Origin of the sequence: Promicromonospora iranensis (assembly GCF_028994805.1) — a bacterium.
GTDB lineage: Bacteria > Actinomycetota > Actinomycetes > Actinomycetales > Cellulomonadaceae > Promicromonospora > Promicromonospora iranensis.
On sequence record NZ_JAJQQP010000006.1, the window covers coordinates 35,572 to 53,682 of the forward strand.

At 69.6% G+C, this 18,111-nt stretch carries 15 protein-coding genes; 10 read left to right on the forward strand and 5 right to left on the reverse strand.

Features of this window, described 5'->3' with window-relative positions:
* The first annotated feature begins 192 nt into the window (after window positions 1-192).
* Window positions 193-1,455 carry a cellulase family glycosylhydrolase gene (locus LUM46_RS11185; protein ID WP_274993982.1) on the forward strand — a complete coding sequence of 421 codons (1,263 nt, stop codon included), beginning with the start codon at window positions 193-195 and terminating at the stop codon, window positions 1,453-1,455.
* A 266-nt stretch (window positions 1,456-1,721) separates the two neighbouring features.
* On the opposite strand, the gene LUM46_RS11190 is transcribed toward LUM46_RS11185, so the two are convergent.
* From LUM46_RS11190 to LUM46_RS11205, 4 genes are read right to left on the reverse strand one after another with little or no spacing between them, the layout of a single operon-like run.
* Complete coding sequence (locus tag LUM46_RS11190; protein WP_274993983.1) at window positions 1,722-2,435, reverse strand: ABC transporter ATP-binding protein; 714 nt, start codon at window positions 2,433-2,435, stop codon at window positions 1,722-1,724.
* A 1-nt stretch (window position 2,436) separates the two neighbouring features.
* Window positions 2,437-4,131 (reverse strand): branched-chain amino acid ABC transporter ATP-binding protein/permease, encoded by a 1,695-nt coding sequence (locus LUM46_RS11195; protein WP_274993984.1) that lies wholly within the window; start codon window positions 4,129-4,131, stop codon window positions 2,437-2,439.
* Window positions 4,131-5,006 (reverse strand): branched-chain amino acid ABC transporter permease, encoded by an 876-nt coding sequence (locus LUM46_RS11200; protein ID WP_274993985.1) that lies wholly within the window; start codon window positions 5,004-5,006, stop codon window positions 4,131-4,133. The genes LUM46_RS11195 and LUM46_RS11200 overlap by 1 nt, the downstream gene beginning before the upstream one ends.
* A 10-nt stretch (window positions 5,007-5,016) precedes the next feature.
* Window positions 5,017-6,186 (reverse strand): ABC transporter substrate-binding protein, encoded by a 1,170-nt coding sequence (locus tag LUM46_RS11205; protein ID WP_274993986.1) that lies wholly within the window; start codon window positions 6,184-6,186, stop codon window positions 5,017-5,019.
* Between the two features lie 210 nt (window positions 6,187-6,396).
* Between LUM46_RS11205 and LUM46_RS11210 the strand changes: the two genes are divergently transcribed.
* The 7 genes from LUM46_RS11210 (at window position 6,397) to clpX (ending at window position 14,187) form a co-directional block, all read left to right on the forward strand.
* On the forward strand, window positions 6,397-7,674 hold the full coding sequence (locus LUM46_RS11210; RefSeq protein ID WP_274993988.1) for an ABC transporter substrate-binding protein: 1,278 nt from the start codon (window positions 6,397-6,399) through the stop codon (window positions 7,672-7,674).
* Window positions 7,671-8,591 carry a carbohydrate ABC transporter permease gene (locus LUM46_RS11215; RefSeq protein WP_274993990.1) on the forward strand — a complete coding sequence of 307 codons (921 nt, stop codon included), beginning with the start codon at window positions 7,671-7,673 and terminating at the stop codon, window positions 8,589-8,591. Before LUM46_RS11210 ends, LUM46_RS11215 begins: the two co-directional genes overlap by 4 nt.
* Entirely contained in the window at window positions 8,588-9,397 is an 810-nt protein-coding gene (locus LUM46_RS11220; protein WP_274993992.1) for a carbohydrate ABC transporter permease, read from the forward strand. The genes LUM46_RS11215 and LUM46_RS11220 overlap by 4 nt, the downstream gene beginning before the upstream one ends.
* A 189-nt stretch (window positions 9,398-9,586) precedes the next feature.
* Window positions 9,587-10,987, forward strand: coding sequence for a trigger factor (gene tig / locus LUM46_RS11225; RefSeq protein WP_274994377.1), 1,401 nt, complete (start codon window positions 9,587-9,589; stop codon window positions 10,985-10,987).
* Between the two features lie 231 nt (window positions 10,988-11,218).
* Entirely contained in the window at window positions 11,219-11,854 is a 636-nt protein-coding gene (locus LUM46_RS11230) for an ATP-dependent Clp protease proteolytic subunit (protein ID WP_374726936.1), read from the forward strand.
* Between the two features lie 43 nt (window positions 11,855-11,897).
* Window positions 11,898-12,617 carry an ATP-dependent Clp protease proteolytic subunit gene (locus LUM46_RS11235; protein WP_274993993.1) on the forward strand — a complete coding sequence of 240 codons (720 nt, stop codon included), beginning with the start codon at window positions 11,898-11,900 and terminating at the stop codon, window positions 12,615-12,617.
* 280 nt (window positions 12,618-12,897) lie between these two features.
* Window positions 12,898-14,187, forward strand: coding sequence for an ATP-dependent Clp protease ATP-binding subunit ClpX (gene clpX / locus LUM46_RS11240; protein ID WP_274993995.1), 1,290 nt, complete (start codon window positions 12,898-12,900; stop codon window positions 14,185-14,187).
* A 150-nt stretch (window positions 14,188-14,337) separates the two neighbouring features.
* Here the strand turns inward: clpX and LUM46_RS11245 are convergent, their stop codons facing one another.
* Window positions 14,338-16,167: an AMP-dependent synthetase/ligase gene (locus LUM46_RS11245; protein WP_274993996.1), complete on the reverse strand. Its 1,830-nt coding sequence runs from the start codon at window positions 16,165-16,167 to the stop codon at window positions 14,338-14,340.
* A 152-nt stretch (window positions 16,168-16,319) separates the two neighbouring features.
* Between LUM46_RS11245 and LUM46_RS11250 the strand changes: the two genes are divergently transcribed.
* Both LUM46_RS11250 and LUM46_RS11255 read left to right on the forward strand, forming a co-directional pair.
* Complete coding sequence (locus tag LUM46_RS11250) at window positions 16,320-16,667, forward strand: chorismate mutase (RefSeq protein ID WP_274993997.1); 348 nt, start codon at window positions 16,320-16,322, stop codon at window positions 16,665-16,667.
* A gap of 201 nt (window positions 16,668-16,868) precedes the next feature.
* On the forward strand, window positions 16,869-18,050 hold the full coding sequence (locus LUM46_RS11255) for a baeRF2 domain-containing protein (RefSeq protein WP_274993998.1): 1,182 nt from the start codon (window positions 16,869-16,871) through the stop codon (window positions 18,048-18,050).
* Window positions 18,051-18,111 lie beyond the last annotated feature (61 nt).

The following is an 18,111-nucleotide window of genomic DNA, read 5'->3' on the forward strand; positions in this document are numbered from 1 at the left end:
AACCGGATCGGGATGGTCCGGAGGGGACGGGCCGACACTATGTCATCGGGCAGCCGGGTCTCTCGCGGCTCGTCATCGTGTGGCAATCCCTCATTTCGCCCGACTGCGCGGGTTGCTAGCGTCATGGCGACCAGCAGGCCGGCAGCGTCGCCGCGACCTGCTCCGGCTCCGTACGCGAACTGAGGTGGTCCCGTGAAGGTCTCCCGCCGCGCCCCGATCGTCGTCGCTGTTGCCACGGCCGCGATGCTGGCGCTCGGAACGGCTGTCGTTCCTCTGGCGCCGGCCACGGCCGTCGCCGCCGAGTGCTCCGCACCCGCCTGGGCAGAAGGATCGAGCTACGGTGCAGGCCAGCAGGTCACCTATGAGGGAAGCAGCTACACCGCGACGATGGCGCACACCGCGCACCCGGGCGCGGGCTGGGACCCGGCGTCCACCCCGACGCTCTGGACCCTCGACGGTACGTGCGACGGCGGGCCCGCGCCCGAGCCGACGCCGACGGATCCGCCGACGGATCCGGAGCCGGAGGCCGACACCCCGGTCGCGGCCAACGGCCAGCTGGCCGTCTGCGGCGTGGGGCTGTGCAACGAGCAGGGCAAGCGGATCCAGCTGCGGGGGATGAGCACGCACGGCACCCAGTGGTACTCGCAGTGCGTGACCGACGGCTCGCTCGACACGCTCGCGTACGACTGGAACGCCGACGTCGTGCGGATCTCGACCTACGTGCAGGAGGGCGGGTACGAGACCGACCCGGCGCGCTTCACCGCGCTGGTGAACCGCTACATCGACATGCTCACGGCGCGCGGCATGTACGCGATCGTCGACTGGCACATGCTCGAGCCGGGCGATCCCAACTTCAACCTGGAGCGCGCCAAGACGTTCTTCACGGCCATCGCCGAGCGGAACAACGGCAACAACAACATCATCTACGAGGTCGCGAACGAGCCCCACGGCGTGTCGTGGCAGACCATCAAGGGCTACCACGAGCAGATCATCCCGGTGATCCGTGCGAAGGACCCGGACGCCGTCGTCCTGCTGGGCACACGAGCGTGGTCCTCGCTGGGCGTGTCGGAGGGCTCGAACGAGTCCGAGGTGGTCAACAACCCCGTCAACGCCTCGAACGTGATGTACACGTTCCACTTCTACGCCGCGTCGCACGGGCAGGAGTACCTGGACGCGCTCTCGCGGGCCGCGGACCGGATACCCCTGTTCATCACGGAGTTCGGCACCCAGGACTACGCGGGCGAGGGAGGCAACGACTTCGCGATGTCGCAGCGGTACCTGGACCTGGCGGCGTCGAAGAAGATCAGCTGGGTCAACTGGAACTTCTCCGACGACCACCGGTCGGGCGCGGTCCTCACCGAGGGCAGCTGCGCGAGCGGCTCCTTCGGGACGGGGAACCTCAAGGAGTCGGGGCGATGGATCCGGGACCGGATCCGGACAGCGGACGACTTCTAGGTCCTGCGGTCCTGCGGTCCTGCGGCCCGGCCGGGTCTGGTCGAGGGCACGGTAGACCTGACGGGGACGTGCCAGGTTCGGTGAAATTCGTTCGGCTCAGCCCTGCCTGATTCACCTCAGCTGAACTGTTCGGCTGAGGCGAATCATGCGGGCCCAGGGTGAACGAAGTTCAGCCCACCTGGCACCTACCGCACGGCACTACCGACTTTGTCGGCGCCCCAGCAGGACCTCTGTCGGCGCCCCGGCAGGACCGCGGCGCTGCCCGTTCAGGCCGTCCCGAGGTACGCGCGCACCACGTCGTCGTCCGCCAGCAGCTCCGCCGCCGGACCCGAGCGCACCACCTGGCCCGTGCGCAGCACGTAGCCGTCGGAGGCGGCGCGCAGGGCCCGGCGGGCGTTCTGCTCGACGAGCACCACGGTCGTGCCGGTCGCACGGATCTGCTCCACGACGTCGAACACCTCGTTCACCACGAGCGGCGCCAGCCCCATGGACGGCTCGTCCAGGAGCAGCAGCACCGGCTCAGCCACGAGCGCCCGGGCGATGGCGAGCATCTGCTGCTCACCCCCGGAGAGCGTGCCCGCGGGCAGGTCGCGCCGCTCGGCCAGCACCCCGAACCGCTGGTACATCTCGTCGATGGTGCGAGCCGCACCCCGGCCCCGGTGCCAGCCACCCATCGCGAGGTTCTCGGCCACCGTCAAGGACGCGAGGATCTGCCGGCCCTCGGGCACCTGGACCAGGCCTCTTGCCACCAGCTTGTGGGCGGGCGCGCGCGTGATGTCGGCCCCGCGGAACCGGACGCGGCCGCTGTGCGGCCGCACGATGCCCGACACCGCGTTGATGATCGTCGACTTCCCGGCGCCGTTCGCGCCCACGAGCGTCACCAGAGAGCCCTCCGCCACGCTGAACGACACGTCGCGCACCGCCTCGACGCGGCCGTAGCGGACCGAGAGGTTCTCGACCTCGAGCACCGGTTCGGTCATGTCAGGCCTCCGTCCCGAGATATGCCTCGACCACCCGGGGGTCGGCGGCGACTTCTGCCGGCACGCCGGCGGCGATGACCTCGCCGAAGTTGAGCACCACCACCCGGTCGCAGATCTGCCGCACGAGCCCGACGTTGTGCTCGATGAGCAGCACGGCGAGGCCGTCGTCGGCCAAGGACCGGATCAGGTGGGCGAGCTCGCCCGCCTCCACCGTGTTCATCCCGGCGGCGGGCTCGTCCAGGATCAGCAGGCTCGGGTCGGCGGCGAGGGCTCGCGCGATCTCGAGCCGTCGCTGGTCGCCGTACGAGAGGGCGCCCGCGCGAGCCGTGGCGGCGTCGAGCATGCCGACACGGCGCAGGCACCGGGCGGCATGCGTGAGCGCGGCCTGTTCGTCGCGTCGCGCCGACGGCAGCCAGGCCAGCCGCCGCAGCAGCGTCGGCCGGGTCACGAGGTGCCCACCGACCAGCACGTTCTCCAGCGCGGAGAGCCGGTCGAAGAGCTTGGAGTGCTGGAACGTGCGGCTCACGCCGGCGGCGGCCACGCGGTGCACCGGGGTGCGTCCCGCGGTCACGCCCAGCACGCTCGCCTCGCCGGACGACGGCGCGACGAGCCCGCTGATCATGTTCACGAGCGTCGTCTTGCCCGCGCCGTTGGGGCCGATCAGCCCGAGCAGCTCGCCGCTGTGGATCTCCAGGTCGACGTCGCGCACCGCGTGCACGCCGCCGTAGTCCTTGCTCAGCCCGCTCAGCCGGGCCACGACGTCGCCCCGCGGGGCGTGCTCGCGCGTGCGCAGGTCGGTGCTCCCGCCGTCGGCGTCGGACCCGGCGTCGCTCCCGCCGGAGCCACCGCCCAGGTTCGGCACCCGGATCCGCCGGGGGATCCGGCCCGCGAGCCCGCCCGGCAGGAACAGGATGACGACGAGCAGCAGCAGGCCCGCGACGAACGGCCGGATCCAGCCGGCCTCGACGCCCAGGGCGCGCTGGATCTCGGGGATCACCGTGAGGAACGCGCTGCCCACCACCGGCCCGATGAACATCGTCGTGCCACCCACCATGGCGGTGACCAGCCCGTCGATGGCGGCGGTGAACCCGAAGTCGGCCGGCGCGACCAGGCGGACGGTGTACGCCCACAGGACGCCGTAGAGCCCGGCGACGGCGCCGGCCGTCGCGAACGCGCCGAGGCGGTGCCTGCCGACGTCGATGCCCATGGCGCCGGCGGCGAGCTCGTCCTCGCGGATGGCCTCCAGGGCACGGCCGTACCGGGTGGGACCGGACCGCCAGAACCAGTAGGCGACCAGCGCCAGCACCATCCAGGCGATCGCCGGAGTGACGATCTTGGGCACGGACATGCCCTGTGCGCCGCCCGTCCACTCGGCGTTGAGCAGAAAGATGCGCACCGCTTCGGCGAACCCCAGGGTGGCGATCGCGAGGAACACGCCCCGCAGGTGCATGGTCGGCAGTCCGAGCACGACGGCGGCCGCCGTGCCGACCGCCGCACCGACGACCAGGGCGATCAGGAGGGCGGGAACGTCGCCCACGACGTCGGGGTCGGGTGCGACGAGCACGGAGGTGTAGGCGGCGACCGAGGCGAAGCCGGCCTGGCCCAGGCTGAGCTGCCCCGCGTTGAGGACGGCGTAGAACGAGAAGGCGAAGATCGCGCCGAGCGCGATGAACGTGACGGTCGACTCGGTGAACATCAGACCTGCCGGGCCTTGCGTCCGCCGAACAGGCCCTGCGGCCGCAGCAGCAGGATCCCGAACAGCAGCGCGAACGCGACGAGGTCGCGCCACGCCGAGCCCAGGTACTGGACGGCGAACACCTCGGCCACCCCGAGCAGGAGCCCTCCGACGAGCGCACCGGGCAGGGAGCCCATGCCGCCCACCACGATCACCGCGAGTCCCTTGAGCTCGATCGCCGACCCCATGCCGAGCTGGGCCGAGCTCACGTTCATCGCGAACAGCGCACCCGCCACCGCCCCGAGCGCTGCCGAGATCGCGAACGTCGTGGCGGTGACCCGGTCCACGTTCACGCCGAGCACCCGCGCCGCCGTCGGGTTCTCGGCCACGGCCCGCATACCCCGGCCGAGCCTGCTGCGTGCCACCAGCCAGGTCAGGCCTGCCACGAGCGCGAGGCAGACCGCGACGATCACCACCTGCAGCAGCGTGACCTGGGCGCCGAGCACGTCGAACCGCGTCGCGGGGAACGTGTCCGCGGGGAACCGGCGGGTCTCGGCGCCGTACCGCCACTGGAGCAGCGCGATCAGCATGCCCGCCACGGCGATCGACGAGATCAGGCCCGCGAAGTGGGCGTCGGCCCGGCCCTTGAGCGGCCGGAACGCCACCCGCTCCACGATCAGTCCCAGGAGCGCGCCCACGACCGCCACGGCGGGCAGGGCCGCCCAGAAGGGCAGCCCGCCCACGGTCACCAGCTCGATGCCGATGAAGGCCGACGCCGCGAACACGGCCGGATGAGCGAGGTTCAGCCGGTCCAGGATGCCGAACACGAGCGCGAAGCCCACGGCGAAGAGCGCGTAGATCGAGCCGATGAAGAGCCCGTTGAGCAGCTGTTGCATGGCGGTGTGCTCAGTCGAGCACGGCGAACGCGCCGTCTTCGACGATCTGCACGACAGCCTCGTGCTCGGCGTCCCGCGCGTCGTTGATGGTCAGCTCACCCAGCACCGTCGGCACGCCGTCGATGGTGCCGAGGCCCTCCTTGATCGCGTCCCGCTCGCCCGAGCAGGTGGACCGCACGGCGGTGTCGATCAGCATCAGGCCCGTGTACGCCTGGGCCGCGAACTGGTCGGGCGGCGTCCCGTACTTCTCCTCGAAGTCGGCGAGGAACGCGGTGTTCTCCGGGTTGTCGGACGCCGAGTTCCACGCCGCCCCGACGACGACGCCCTCGGCGGCGTCCCCGGCGTCGGCCATCAGCTGCGGGTTGTTGAAGCCGTTGCCGCCGACGATCGGGACGTCGATGCCCAGCTCGCGTGCCTGAGTGACCAGAGGGATCGCCGCCTCGATGAGGGCGGACACGACCAGCAGGTCCGCGTCGGCGGACCGGGCCTCGGTGAGCAGGGCGCGGAAGTCGGTGTCCGACGTGGAGAACTCGAGCGTCTCGGCGACCTCGATGCCCTCGGCGTCCAGCGACTCGGCGAACACCTCGTAGCCCGCCTCGGTGAAGGCATCGTCGTTGCTGTACATCACGACGGCGCTCTCGGCCCCGTAGACCTCCTTCGCCTTCGCGATGGTCTGCGGGATCACCTGGGCCTCGGTCAGCGAGTCACGGAAGATGTAGTCGCCCTGCTCGGTGATGCCGTCGGCGGTGTTCGAGATCGCGAGCACGGGAACGCCTTCCTCCTGCGCGATCGGCTGCGCCTGGAAGCCGCCGTTGGAGAGGGTGGGGCCGATGATCACGCTCACGCCGTCGTCCGCCGTGAACTGCTCGAAGACCGCGATGCCCTGGCGGGGGTCCGTCTGGTCGTCCTCGATGGTCAGCTCGTACTCGACGCCGCCGTCGGCGTTCAGCTGCTCGGCCGCGAGCTCGAGCCCCATCTGCTGCGACTCGCCGTAGCTGGCGGCCGCGCCCGTGAGGCTGAGTGCCGCCCCGACCGGCACGGGTGACCCGATGGTGCAGTCGGCACCGGTGCCCTCGCCGACCAGGCTGGCGTCGTCCCCTCCGCCGCCGCCCGACGTACAGGCGGCGAGGGTGACGGTCACGGCGGTAGCGGCGAGAAACGCACGAGCGCGATGCGACATACAGGTCTCCAAAGTGTGGACGAGGCCGTCGGTTGCAGTGGAAGAGATGGTCGAACATGCCGGTAGCGGGGGAAATTCTGGCACTGATGTGGTTTGTATCACACCCGATACCGACCAGGACGCGACGTATCGATTCAGCGCAAATGCTTGACACCCCGGGCCCGGGGAGGAAACGTCCGGCGCATGAACCGCCGAACCACCCTCGCAGGAGTGACCACAGCCGCCGTGGCACTGACCCTCGCGGCCTGCGCGCCGACGTCGGGCAGCCCGGAGCCTGGTACCGCAGCGGGGGAGGGGTGCGACGGCGACGCGGTCGCGCTCGACGTGTGGTCCTGGCGTACCGAGGACGTCAAGACGTACGAGCAGATCTTCGACGTCTTCGAACAGGCCAACCCGTGCATCACGGTGAGCTTCCAAGCCCACCTCAACACCGAGTACGACCAGATCCTGCGCACCGGGCTGACCGGATCCGACGGGCCCGACATCGCACAGGTGCGGTCCTACGGCCTGCTCCAGCCGCTCGTCGAGGGCGGCAACCTGGAGCCGCTCGAAGACCTCGTCCCGGCGCTCGGCGACTTCGACGACGCCATGCTCGACGGCGCTCGCGGACGCGAGGACGGGGCGGTCTACGGCGTGCCGCTGGCCTCCCAGACGATCCAGGTCTACTACAACACGGCGATCTTCGAGGAGAACGGCCTGGAGGAGCCCGAGACCTGGGACGACTTCATGGCGATCAACGACGAGCTCCTCGGGGCGGACGTGACGCCCCTCGCCGTCGGCGCCCGCGACGGCTGGTTCGTGCCGACCGTGCACGACGCCCTGACCGCTGCCCAGTACGGCGGCGCGGACTTCCAGCAGGCGCTGCGCGACGGCGACACCGACTTCACCGACCCGGCCTACGTCGACTCGATCCAGACGCTCAAGGACCTGCAGGAGTACATGCCCGAGGACGTGACCGGCGTGGCGTACACGGACGCGCAGGTGCTGTTCACGTCCGAGCAGGCGGCGATGTTCGCCGGCGGCTCGTACGAGCTGGCGTTCTTCCAGGAGGCCAACCCCGACCTCGACCTCGGCGTGTTCCAGGTGCCCCCGCCGCCCGGGTCGGCCCTCGACCACCCGGTCACCGCGGGGTACGCCGACGGCAGCTGGGGCCTCTCGGCCACGACCGAGCACCCCCGGGAGGCGGAGACCCTGCTGAACTGGCTGGCCACGCCCGAGTTCGGGCAGCTGGTCGCCGACGAGCTCAAGCAGTTCTCGCCGGTCCCCGGCGTCGAGTACTCGGACCCGCTCCAGCAGGAGATGTGGGACCTGTACCAGGAGAACCCCGCGCCGTACCTGCTGCTCGTCGACTACCGCTACGGCGACCCTGTGGGCACGGACCTCATGGGTGAGGCGGGTCAGAAGCTGTTCCTCGGCGACGTCGACGCCGAAGCAGCCGCGCAGATCGTCCAGGACGGCCTGTCGGCCTGGTGGACGCCGGGCGAGTGAGCGGCCGTCGCACAGCGGCGCTGCCCACCCCCGTAGCACTGCTCTTCCTGCTGCCCGCAGCAGCGCTGTTCGGCATCTTCGTGCTCTACCCGATGGCGACGGCGCTGACCTACTCGCTGTTCTCCTGGCGCGGCACCGCGCAGGAGGCGTTCGTCGGGCTGGACAACTTCGTCGCGCTGTTCACCACCGAGCCGTACCGCAGCCAGCTGCCACGCGCGTTCGCGCACAACGCGCTGCTGTTCGCCGGCGCGATGGTCGTGCAGAACTCCGTGGGCCTGCTGCTGGCGTACGTGCTGCACCGGCGGGAGCGCGTGCGCCGGCTCTTCCAGGTGCTGTACACGATGCCGTACCTCGTCTCGCCGCTGGTCGTCGGGTACCTGTGGTCGCTGCTGCTCTCGCCGCTGTTCGGCCCGGTGAACGCCGTGCTGCGCGCCGTCGGCCTAGAATCCGTCGCCCAGCCGTGGCTGGGCGACCCGGACACGGCCCTCTGGGTGGTCGTCCTCGTGACCGCCTGGCAGTGGGTGGGGTTCCCGCTCCTGATCTACGGCGCCGCACTCGGGTCGCTGGACCCCACGATGGAGGAGGCCGCGATGCTCGACGGCGCGACCTCCCGCCAGCGGTTCTGGCACGTCACCCTGCCCATGCTGCTGCCGGTGATCGGCACGGTGAGCGTGCTGACGTTCATCTTCTCCATGGAGGCGTTCCCGATCCCGTACGCCCTGGGCGGCTCCAACGGGAGCCCCGCCGGCGCGACCGACGTCATGTCGCTCCTCTTCTACCGCACCGCGTTCAGCTCGGGGGCCTCCAACGCGATAGGCATCTCGTCCGCGGTGGCGATCGTCCTGTTCGTCGTGATCGTCGGGGTGTCGGTGCTGTTCACGCGCTGGTTCCGCAAGGTCGAGCGGGGCCTGACGTGAAGCGCGCCGCGGTGCACGTCGTGCTGTGGGGCTACGCCGCCGTCGCGCTGCTGCCGCTGCTGATCATGGTGTGGAACTCGTTCCGGACCGACCAGGAGCTGGTGGCCGAGCCGCTCGGGCTTCCGGTGAGCCCGTCGTTCGACGCCTACCGGGAGGCCTGGGTCGAGGCGTCGTTCTCGACGTACTTCCTCAACTCGGTGCTCGTCACCACGGCCTCGGTGGCCCTGTCCACTGCTGTGTCCCTGCTGGCGGCGTACGCGCTCGCCCGGTCGCGCTCACGGCTGATGGGGGTGATCGAGCAGGTCTTCGTCTCGGGCCTGATGATGCCCGTGTTCCTCATGATCGTGCCGATCTTCTACCTGCTCGACACGATAGGGCTCGCCTCCACCCGGACCGGTCTGATCCTGGTGTACTCGGCGGTCTCCATCCCGTTCTCGGTCTTCGTCCTGGCGACGTTCCTGCGCCAGCTGCCCGTCGAGCTGGAGGACGCCGCCCGGATCGACGGCGCCGGCCCGCTGCGTACCTTCTGGTCGGTGCTGCTCCCGCTCGTGCGCCCCGCCGTCGCCACGGTGGTGGTGTTCCGGTTCGTGCCCATCTGGAACGACTTCTTCTATCCGCTGATCCTGGTGCGCGACCGCGCCCAGTACACGCTGCCGGTCGGCCTGACCACGTTCTTCGGCGAGTACCAGACGTCGTGGTCCACGCTGTTCGCCGGCCTCGTCATTGCTACGCTCCCCTTGGTGCTCCTCTTCCTGGTCGCCACCCGGCAGATCGTCGCCGGGCTCACGGCAGGGATGGGACGTTGACGGTGTGCGGCACGACACCAGGTTGCATTCGGCGCCTGTGGTCGTGGGGCGTACCATTGACGGGTTGCCCGTGCGCCTGGCGCACATCGCTCTCAGCGAGCAGCCGCAACTGAGTTGAGCATCCCCGCGCCACCCCGGGACGCAGTACGCCGGCGTGCGCGCACCCCCGACATTCTGGAGACCATCGAAGTGAAGAGCGCCGTCGAGACCCTGGAGCCCACCAAGGTCAAGCTGACCGTCGAGGTGGACTACGACGAGCTCAAGCCGAGCATCGATCACGCCTACGAGCACATCGCGGAGCAGGTGAACATCCCCGGTTTCCGCAAGGGCAAGGTCCCCCCGCGCATCATCGACCAGCGGGTCGGCTGGGGCGCCGTGATCGAGCACGCCGTGAACGACGGCCTCTCCGGTTTCTACCGTGACGCGCTCGGCGAGACCGACCTGCGTCCGCTCGCCCAGCCGGAGATCGACGTCACCGACATCCCGGCCAAGGCCGGCGAGGGCCAGCTGAAGTTCACGGCCGAGGTCGAGGTGCGCCCGGAGATCGAGCTGCCCGACCTGTCCGCCGTCGACCTGACCGTCGAGTCCACGCAGGTCACGGACGAGGACGTCACGGAGCGGATGGACGCCCTGCGGGAGCGCTTCGGCACCCTGGTCGGCGTCGACCGTCCGGCTGTCGAGGGCGACTACATCGTCATCGACCTGAAGGCCGTCATCGGTGACGAGGAGGTCGACTCCGTGTCGGGCGTCTCGTACCAGATCGGCTCCGGCAACATGCTCGAGGGCCTGGACGAGGCCCTGACCGGCCTGTCCGCCGGCGAGACCACCACCTTCAAGGCGCCGCTCGCCGGCGGCGACCACGAGGGCAAGGAGGCGGACGTCACCGTCACCGCCACCTCGGTCAAGCAGCGCGACCTCCCTGAGGTGGACGACGACTTCGCCCAGCTCGCCTCGGAGTTCGACACGCTCGACGAGCTCAAGGAAGACCTGAGGACGCAGGTCGCCGGCATCAAGACCTCCAACCAGGCCGTCACCGCCCGTGACGCCCTCATGGAGAAGCTGCTGGAGACCGTCGAGGTCCCCGTGCCCACCGGTGTGGTCCAGGCCGAGGTGCACCGTCACCTCGAGTCCGAGAGCCGCCTGGAGGACGACGAGCACCGCGCCGAGGTCACCGAGGACGCCACCAAGGCGATCAAGAACCAGATCCTGCTCGACACCCTCGCCGAGAAGCTCAAGGTGCAGGTGAGCCAGGGCGAGCTCGTCGAGTACCTGGTGAGCGCCTCGCAGCAGTACGGCATGGAGCCGAGCGAGTTCATCCAGACCCTCGAGCAGGGCGGTCAGATCCCCGCCATGGTCGGCGAGGTCGCGCGCTCGAAGGCGCTCGCGGTCGCGCTGCGCCAGATCGACGTCAAGGACTCCGACGGCAACGTCGTCGACCTGAGCGAGTTCATCGGCTCGGAAGAGGCCGACGATGCCCAGGCCGCCCTGAACGACGCGATGGCGCAGGCTCAGGAGGCGGCTGACGACGAGGCGTCCGAGACGCCCGCCGAGGGCTCCGAGCCGGAGTCGTCGGAGCCCGCGAAGGCCTGACGCACACCCGGCCCGACAGGGCCTGAGCACGACGCCGGACGGCGGTCCGCACCCTCGGCGTGAGGGTGCGGACCGCCGTCCGCGTTACCCCCGACTTCGCCGTGGGCAGCACCGATGCGCTGTAGGCGAAACGGGCTCCGAATCAGGACTTCCGGCGGGTGGGGGCACGTTAGGGTCGAGCGACACGACGTCGTAGGGCGTGGTCCAAAGACGAGAGTCAGAACCGAGGAGATGGACGTGAACGATCTGCTGCGGATGGATGCTGGGCCGGTAGCGCGGACGGAGGGTGCTGGCTTCGGGCTCAACGACTCCATCTACAACCGGCTGCTCAAGGAACGCATCATCTGGCTGGGGTCGGAGGTGCGCGACGAGAACGCGAACGCGATCAGCGCCCAGATGATGCTTCTCGCGGCCGAGGACCCCGAGAAGGACATCTGGCTGTACATCAACTCGCCCGGCGGCTCCATCACGGCCGGCATGGCGATCTACGACACGATGCAGTTCATCAAGCCGGACGTGGCGACCGTCGCGATGGGTATGGCCGCCTCCATGGGGCAGTTCCTGCTGTCCTCCGGTACGAAGGGCAAGCGGTACATCACGCCGCACGCCCGCGTGCTGATGCACCAGCCGTCGGGCGGTGTCGGCGGAACCGCGACCGACGTGCGCATCGGTGCGCAGCTCATCATGCACATGAAGAAGGTGCTCGCCGAGCTGACGTCCGAGCAGACCGGTCAGCCGATCGAGAAGATCATCAAGGACAACGACCGGGACAACTGGTTCACGGCCTCCGAGGCGCTGGAGTACGGCTTCGTCGATCACGTCGTCGAGACCGCCGCGCTGGCCGGCGGCGGCGGCATGGCCAGCTGACCGCCCGGAAACGCATACTGACCTTTATTGCGAGGAGACCATCGTGAGTCCTGAAGCCCAGTTCGTCGCAGCCGCAGAGCGCCTTGCCGGCGCACGTGCCCACTCGGGCATGGGGCTGCCGTATGCCACCGCCGGCGCCACGCCGTCCGCGCGCTACGTGCTTCCGCAGTTCGAGGAGCGCACCGCGTACGGCTTCAAGCGCCAGGACCCGTACACCAAGCTGTTCGAGGACCGCATCATCTTCCTGGGCGTCCAGGTCGACGACGCGTCCGCCGACGACGTCATGGCCCAGCTGCTGGTCCTGGAGACCCAGGACCCGGACCGTGACGTGATGATGTACATCAACTCGCCGGGTGGCTCGTTCACGGCCATGACGGCGCTGTACGACACCATGCAGTTCATCAAGCCGCAGATCCAGACCGTGTGCCTCGGCCAGGCGGCGTCGGCCGCGGCGGTCCTGCTGGCCGCCGGCCAGCCGGGCAAGCGCCTCGCGCTGCCGAACTCCCGCGTGCTGATCCACCAGCCCGCGATGGAGGGTGGCGGCTACGCGCAGGCCTCGGACATCGAGATCCACGCGAACGAGCTCATCCGCATGCGGGAGTGGCTCGAGCTGACGATCGCGACGCACTCCGGCAAGTCGCAGGAGCAGGTGCGTGACGACATCGAGCGCGACAAGATCCTCACCGCGGCACAGGCCAAGGACTACGGCCTGATCGACGAGGTGCTGGAGTCGCGCAAGCCGGTCGCGGTCGTGCGGAACTGATCTCTCGGTTTCGTCGAGGCCGCTTCCTGACGCCGGGGCATGCCACCTATACCGGTGGACGACACGCCCCGGCGTCGGGCATGGTGGGACACGCTGCACAGAACATGACAAAATTGTCATGATCTGGTGAATATCGGTCATGCGACCCGCCGGGCCGCCGGGCTGACAACAGGCCACCGGTGGTGTGGAATGGATCTAAGACCGCTCGACGTTGCGGATCTGCTGGGTCAACCGGCCTGTGCGGGACTCCGTGAGGGTGCACAAGGCGAGGAGACAGGTAGTGGTGCGAATCGGTGACGGCGCGGAACTGCTCAAGTGCAACTTCTGCGGTAAGTCGCAGAAGCAGGTGAAGAAGCTGATCGCCGGGCCGGGCGTGTACATCTGCGACGAGTGCATCGAGCTGTGCAACGAGATCATCGAGGAAGAGCTCGGCGAGGCGGCCGAGCTCGGGCTGACCGAGCTGCCCAAGCCGCGCGAGATCTTCGACTTCCTCGAGCAGTACATCATCGGCCAGGACCCCGCCAAGCGCGCCCTGGCCGTTGCGGTCTACAACCACTACAAGCGCATCCAGGCCGGTGAGGCCGGCCGGTCGATCGGCCCGGACGACCAGGACCCGGTGGAGATCGCCAAGTCCAACATCCTGCTCATCGGCCCCACCGGCACGGGCAAGACGTATCTGGCGCAGACGCTGGCCAAGATGCTCAACGTGCCGTTCGCGATCGCTGACGCGACCGCCCTCACCGAGGCCGGCTACGTGGGCGAGGACGTCGAGAACATCCTGCTCAAGCTGATCCAGGCCGCGGACTACGACGTCAAGAAGGCCGAGACGGGCATCATCTACATCGACGAGGTCGACAAGGTGGCCCGCAAGGCGGAGAACCCGTCGATCACGCGTGACGTGTCCGGCGAGGGTGTCCAGCAGGCACTCCTGAAGATCATCGAGGGCACCACGGCATCGGTGCCGCCGCAGGGCGGGCGCAAGCACCCGCACCAGGAGTTCATCCAGATCGACACCACGAACGTGCTGTTCATCGTGGCCGGCGCGTTCGCGGGCCTGGACGACATCGTGGCCGCCCGGTCCCGCAAGCGCGGCATCGGGTTCAGCGCCCCCATGGAGTCCATCGCGGTCGACGAGGACCTGTTCGCCGAGGTCCGGCCCGAGGACCTGCAGAAGTACGGTCTGATCCCCGAGTTCATCGGTCGGCTGCCCGTCATCGCGTCCGTCTCGCCGCTCGACCGCGACGCGCTGGTACGGATCCTCACGGAGCCCAAGAACGCGCTCGTGAAGCAGTACAAGCGCATGTTCGAGATCGACGGTGTGGAGCTCGAGTTCGACGAGCCCGCCGTCGGTGCCATCGCCGAGCAGGCCCTGCTCCGCGGAACCGGCGCACGCGGGCTGCGGGCCATCCTCGAAGAGGTGCTCCAGCAGGTCATGTTCGACGTGCCGAGCCGCGACGACATCGAGCGTGTGGTCATCACCCGCGACGTGGTGCTCGACAACGTGAACCCGACCGTGGTGCCGCGCAAGAACCCCGTGCGCGGCCGTCAGCCGCGCGAGAAGAGCGCGTAGCCGCCCGCAGGGGCGGCCAGGAGCGAAAGTACGCCTGGCCGGTCTCGACGGGCTCGATCCTTGCGGTCGAGCCGGTCGAGACCGGCCAGGCGTTTTGCGTTCCGCTCGGTCAGGCCCAGCGGGCAGCTGGGCCGTGCGGTTCGGCCGCGATCAGCGTGCGGCGGTGGCCCGGGTCTGCGGCACCGGGGCGTACAGGGCGTCGACGGTGCTCGCGAAGTCGACGAGCACCTTGGACCGCTTCACCTTGATGGACGGTGTGAGGTAGCCGTTGGCCTCGGTGAAGTCGATGTCGAGCACCATGATCTTGCGGATCGACTCGGCCTTGGACACCGCCTCGTTCGCGTGGGCGACGGCCTTGTCGAGCTCGGCCAGCACCTTCGGGTGCACGCGAGCCTCCGCCACCGACAGCTGGGGCAGTCCGTTCGCCGCGCACCAGCCGGGCAGCATCTCGGCGTCGAGCGTGACGAGGGCTCCGATGAACGGACGCTGGTCGCCGACCGCGACCACCTGGCTCACGATGGGGTGGGCACGCATGCGGTCCTCGAGGACGGCCGGGGCGACGTTCTTGCCGCCTGCCGTCACGATGATCTCCTTCTTGCGGCCCGTGATGTGCAGGTGCCCGTGCTCGTCGAGGCGGCCGAGGTCACCGGTGCGGAACCAGCCGCCGGCGAAGGCCTCGTCGGTCAGCTGCGGCTCGTTGCGGTAGCCGCGGAAGATGTGCGGGCCGCGCAGCAGCACCTCGCCGTCGTCGGCGATGCTGATGTCCGTGCCGAAGAACGCGGGGCCCACCGAGCCGATCACGATCTGCCCCGGCCGGTTGACCGCCGTCGGCGCGGTGCTCTCGGTCAGGCCGTAGCCCTCGAGGATCGTGACGCACGCGCCGCGGAAGAAGTGGCCGAGGCGTTCGCCGAGGGGCGCGCCACCGGAGACCGCCCACGTCAGCTGGCCGCCCATGGTCGCCTTGAGCTTGCTGAAGACGAGCTTGTCGGCGATCGTGTGCTTCGTCCTGAGCGCGCGGCCCGGACCTTCCGGGACGTCCATGGCTCGGGACCAGTCCTCGGCGACCCGGGCGGACCAGGCGAAGATCTTGGCCTTGAGGCCTGACGACGCCTTCTGCTCGGCGCTGTTGTAGACCTTCTCGAACACGCGCGGCACGGCGAGCAGGTAGGTCGGGCGGAAGGAGCCCAGGTCGGCCACGAGGTTCTTGATGTCCGGGGCGTGGCCGAGCACGGCGTCGCCCGCGATCGTCGCGACCTCCACGAAGCGCGCGAAGACGTGCGCGAGCGGCAGGAACAGGAGCGTGCGGGCGTTCTCGGCCTGCAGCAGCTCCGGGATGCCGACGGCAGCGTTCATCGCGAGGTGCGCGAAGTTGCCGTGCGTGAGCTCGACACCCTTGGGCCGGCCCGTGGAGCCGGAGGTGTAGATGATGGTCGCCAGGTCGTCGCGGCGGACGGCGTCGCGACGGTCGGCGACGATGCCGGCGGAGAGGTTGGTGCCGGCCTTGCGCAGGTCGAGGACGGCGTCGTCGTCGATGAGGAGGATGTCCTCGAGCGTGGGCAGGCTGGCGCGCACGCTGCGGACGGTCTCGGCGTGCGCAGCGGACTCGACGACGACCAGGCGCACGTCGGCGTCGGACAGGATCCACTGGACCTGCTCGGCCGAGGAGGTCTCGTAGACCGGCACGGCCACGGCGCCGGCGGCCCAGATGGCGAAGTCGATCAGGGTCCACTCGTAGCGGGTGCGCGCCATGATCGCCACGCGGTCGCCGGCCCCGACGCCGCGGGCCACGAGGCCGCGCGCGACGGCCAGGACCTCGTCCTCGAACTGGCGGGCAGACACGGCGGTCCAGGGGCCGTTCGGGGTCTCGCGCCGCTCGATGAGCGCCTCGTCTCCGGAGCGGGCCACGCGGTCCGCGAGGATCGTGTTGATGCTGGTGCCCTCTGGCACCTCCACCAAGGCCGGCGACGTGGCGAGTGTCATCTGCTGCTCTCCGTTGAAGTCTTGAAGAGGTGAAGCCACAGTTCTGGGCCTTCACCAAGTTGCGTGCCTGCTCGGCAGACTGTAGCCGATACACGTTGCAGGTCGGAACAGTCTTCGCCGGTGATGCCCTTCGGGCGGGTTAGCCTCTTCCTGTGTCTGACAACGAACCGACCAGCGCTCCGGTGCCGTCCGAGATCATCCGGCTCCGGGGGAGCATCGACAACATCGACGCGGCACTCGTCCATCTGCTCGCCGAGCGGTTCAAGATGACGCGGAGGGTCGGGGAGCTGAAGGCCGTGGGTGGCCTCCCTCCGGCGGACCCGTCACGCGACCAGCAGCAGATCGCCCGGCTCACGGCGATCGCTGAGGACTCCGGCCTCGACCCCGAGTTCGCCGTGCAGTTCCGCCAGTTCATCGTGAGCGAGGTGATCCGCCACCACGAGCTGATCGCCGCGCAGCACAAGGGCGACAACCTCCCTGAGGTCGACACATACGCTTGAAGGGGTTAGCACTTGTCGGGGCTTTGCTCACTCCTGGGCATTAATCGACACGTGGTGGTAGAAACTTGGTGCTCCGGTCACCGGTCATTCGGCCCTGGGGGTGGCGTGTGCCCGCGATTCGTCGTTTCCTGGAGGGAACGCCGGGGCGAGGTCGTGCGGTAGGGCATCACTTCGACCTCGGCGGGAGATGCGGAGGTTCGAATGAAGATCGACTGGCTCAAACCCCTCCTCGGCCACCCTGGCCCCTTTGCGACACTGCACCTGGACGCGACGCCGTCCGAGCAGGCCGCCGACCGTGATGTCGAAGGCCGCTGGAACGCGGCGCGCAAGGATCTGGCGCAGCAAGGGGCGCCGAACGCCGTACTGGACGCGATCCAAGAGGTGGTGCTGCGGCCCACGAGGGTCCCAGGGCCGCACGGCCGTGTCGTCATAGCGGACGACACGGGCGTGCTCGTGGACCGCGTGGTGAACAACCCGCCGACCGCGACGACCGGCTCGTGGGCACCGGTGCCGGCGCTGCTGCAGGCGGCGCTCGCGGCCGACGAGTCGGTGGAGCTGCTCACGGTGGCGGTGGACCGACAGGGTGCCGACTTCCTGCGGGCGGGGCCGGGTGGCAAGGAGCAGAGCACGTTCCAGGCGCCGCACGACGAGATCGAGAAGTCCGGGTCCAACGCGGTCAAGCGTGCGCGCATCGAGTCCCGTGCCGAGGACTCGTGGGAGCGCAACGCGGCCGCCGTGGCTGCCGAGATCGAGCGGCACGTGACCGAGTCCAGGCCGGAGCTCGTGCTGCTCACGGGGGACGTGCGGGCTGTTGCCCTGGCCCGCGCCGCGCTGGGCGCGCCGGTCGTCGAGAAGGTGGTCGAGGTGCCGGGCGGCGGCCGCAGCGGCGGCGGCGTCCACGAGGGCGCGTTCGCCGAGCGCGTCGGCGAGGCGCTCGACTCGTACCGGGAGCGCCGCCGGGAGCGCGTGCTGGCGGAGCTGCGGCAGGAGCTCGGGCGTGAGTCGAACGCGGTGACGTCGGTGGGCGACGTCGTCGCGGTGCTCGCCCGAGGGCAGGTCAAGGAGCTCGTCCTTGCCGAGGAGTACGGCACGGGGAACCCGCCCCTGAACGGCCGCAAGCTCTGGATCGGCCCGGACCCGATGCACATCGCGTCGTCCCGGTCCGATCTCGAGGCGCTGGGCGTGACGGAGCGGCTCGAGGAGCTGCCGGCCTCTGCGGCGCTCGTCCGTGCCGCAGTCGGGCAGGATGCCGGCCTGACGTTCGCGCCGGAGGGATCGGTCGAGCTCATGGACGGCGTCGCGGCGACGCTGCGCTGGCGTGACGAAGGCACGCCAACGGAGGCGCTCATGAGCATGTCGGGGGATGATCGAAGGTTGCACTGACGCCCCACGTGAATTCGGTGTGAATTCTGGTGCCCGTTCTGGGGGATTAAGACCCCAGAAC

What these genes read in the sequence shown, in the direction of transcription:
- LUM46_RS11245 (WP_274993996.1), bottom strand. Translation starts at nt 16,167, where the DNA reads ATGACACTCGCCACGTCGCCGGCCTTGGTGGAGGTGCCAGAGGGCACC.
- LUM46_RS11195 (WP_274993984.1), bottom strand. Translation starts at nt 4,131, where the DNA reads ATGTTCACCGAGTCGACCGTCACGTTCATCGCGCTCGGCGCGATCTTC.
- LUM46_RS11230 (WP_374726936.1), top strand. Translation starts at nt 11,219, where the DNA reads ATGGACGTGAACGATCTGCTGCGGATGGATGCTGGGCCGGTAGCGCGG.
- LUM46_RS11255 (WP_274993998.1), top strand. Translation starts at nt 16,869, where the DNA reads ATGAAGATCGACTGGCTCAAACCCCTCCTCGGCCACCCTGGCCCCTTT.
- LUM46_RS11200 (WP_274993985.1), bottom strand. Translation starts at nt 5,006, where the DNA reads ATGCAACAGCTGCTCAACGGGCTCTTCATCGGCTCGATCTACGCGCTC.
- LUM46_RS11190 (WP_274993983.1), bottom strand. Translation starts at nt 2,435, where the DNA reads ATGACCGAACCGGTGCTCGAGGTCGAGAACCTCTCGGTCCGCTACGGC.
- LUM46_RS11205 (WP_274993986.1), bottom strand. Translation starts at nt 6,186, where the DNA reads ATGTCGCATCGCGCTCGTGCGTTTCTCGCCGCTACCGCCGTGACCGTC.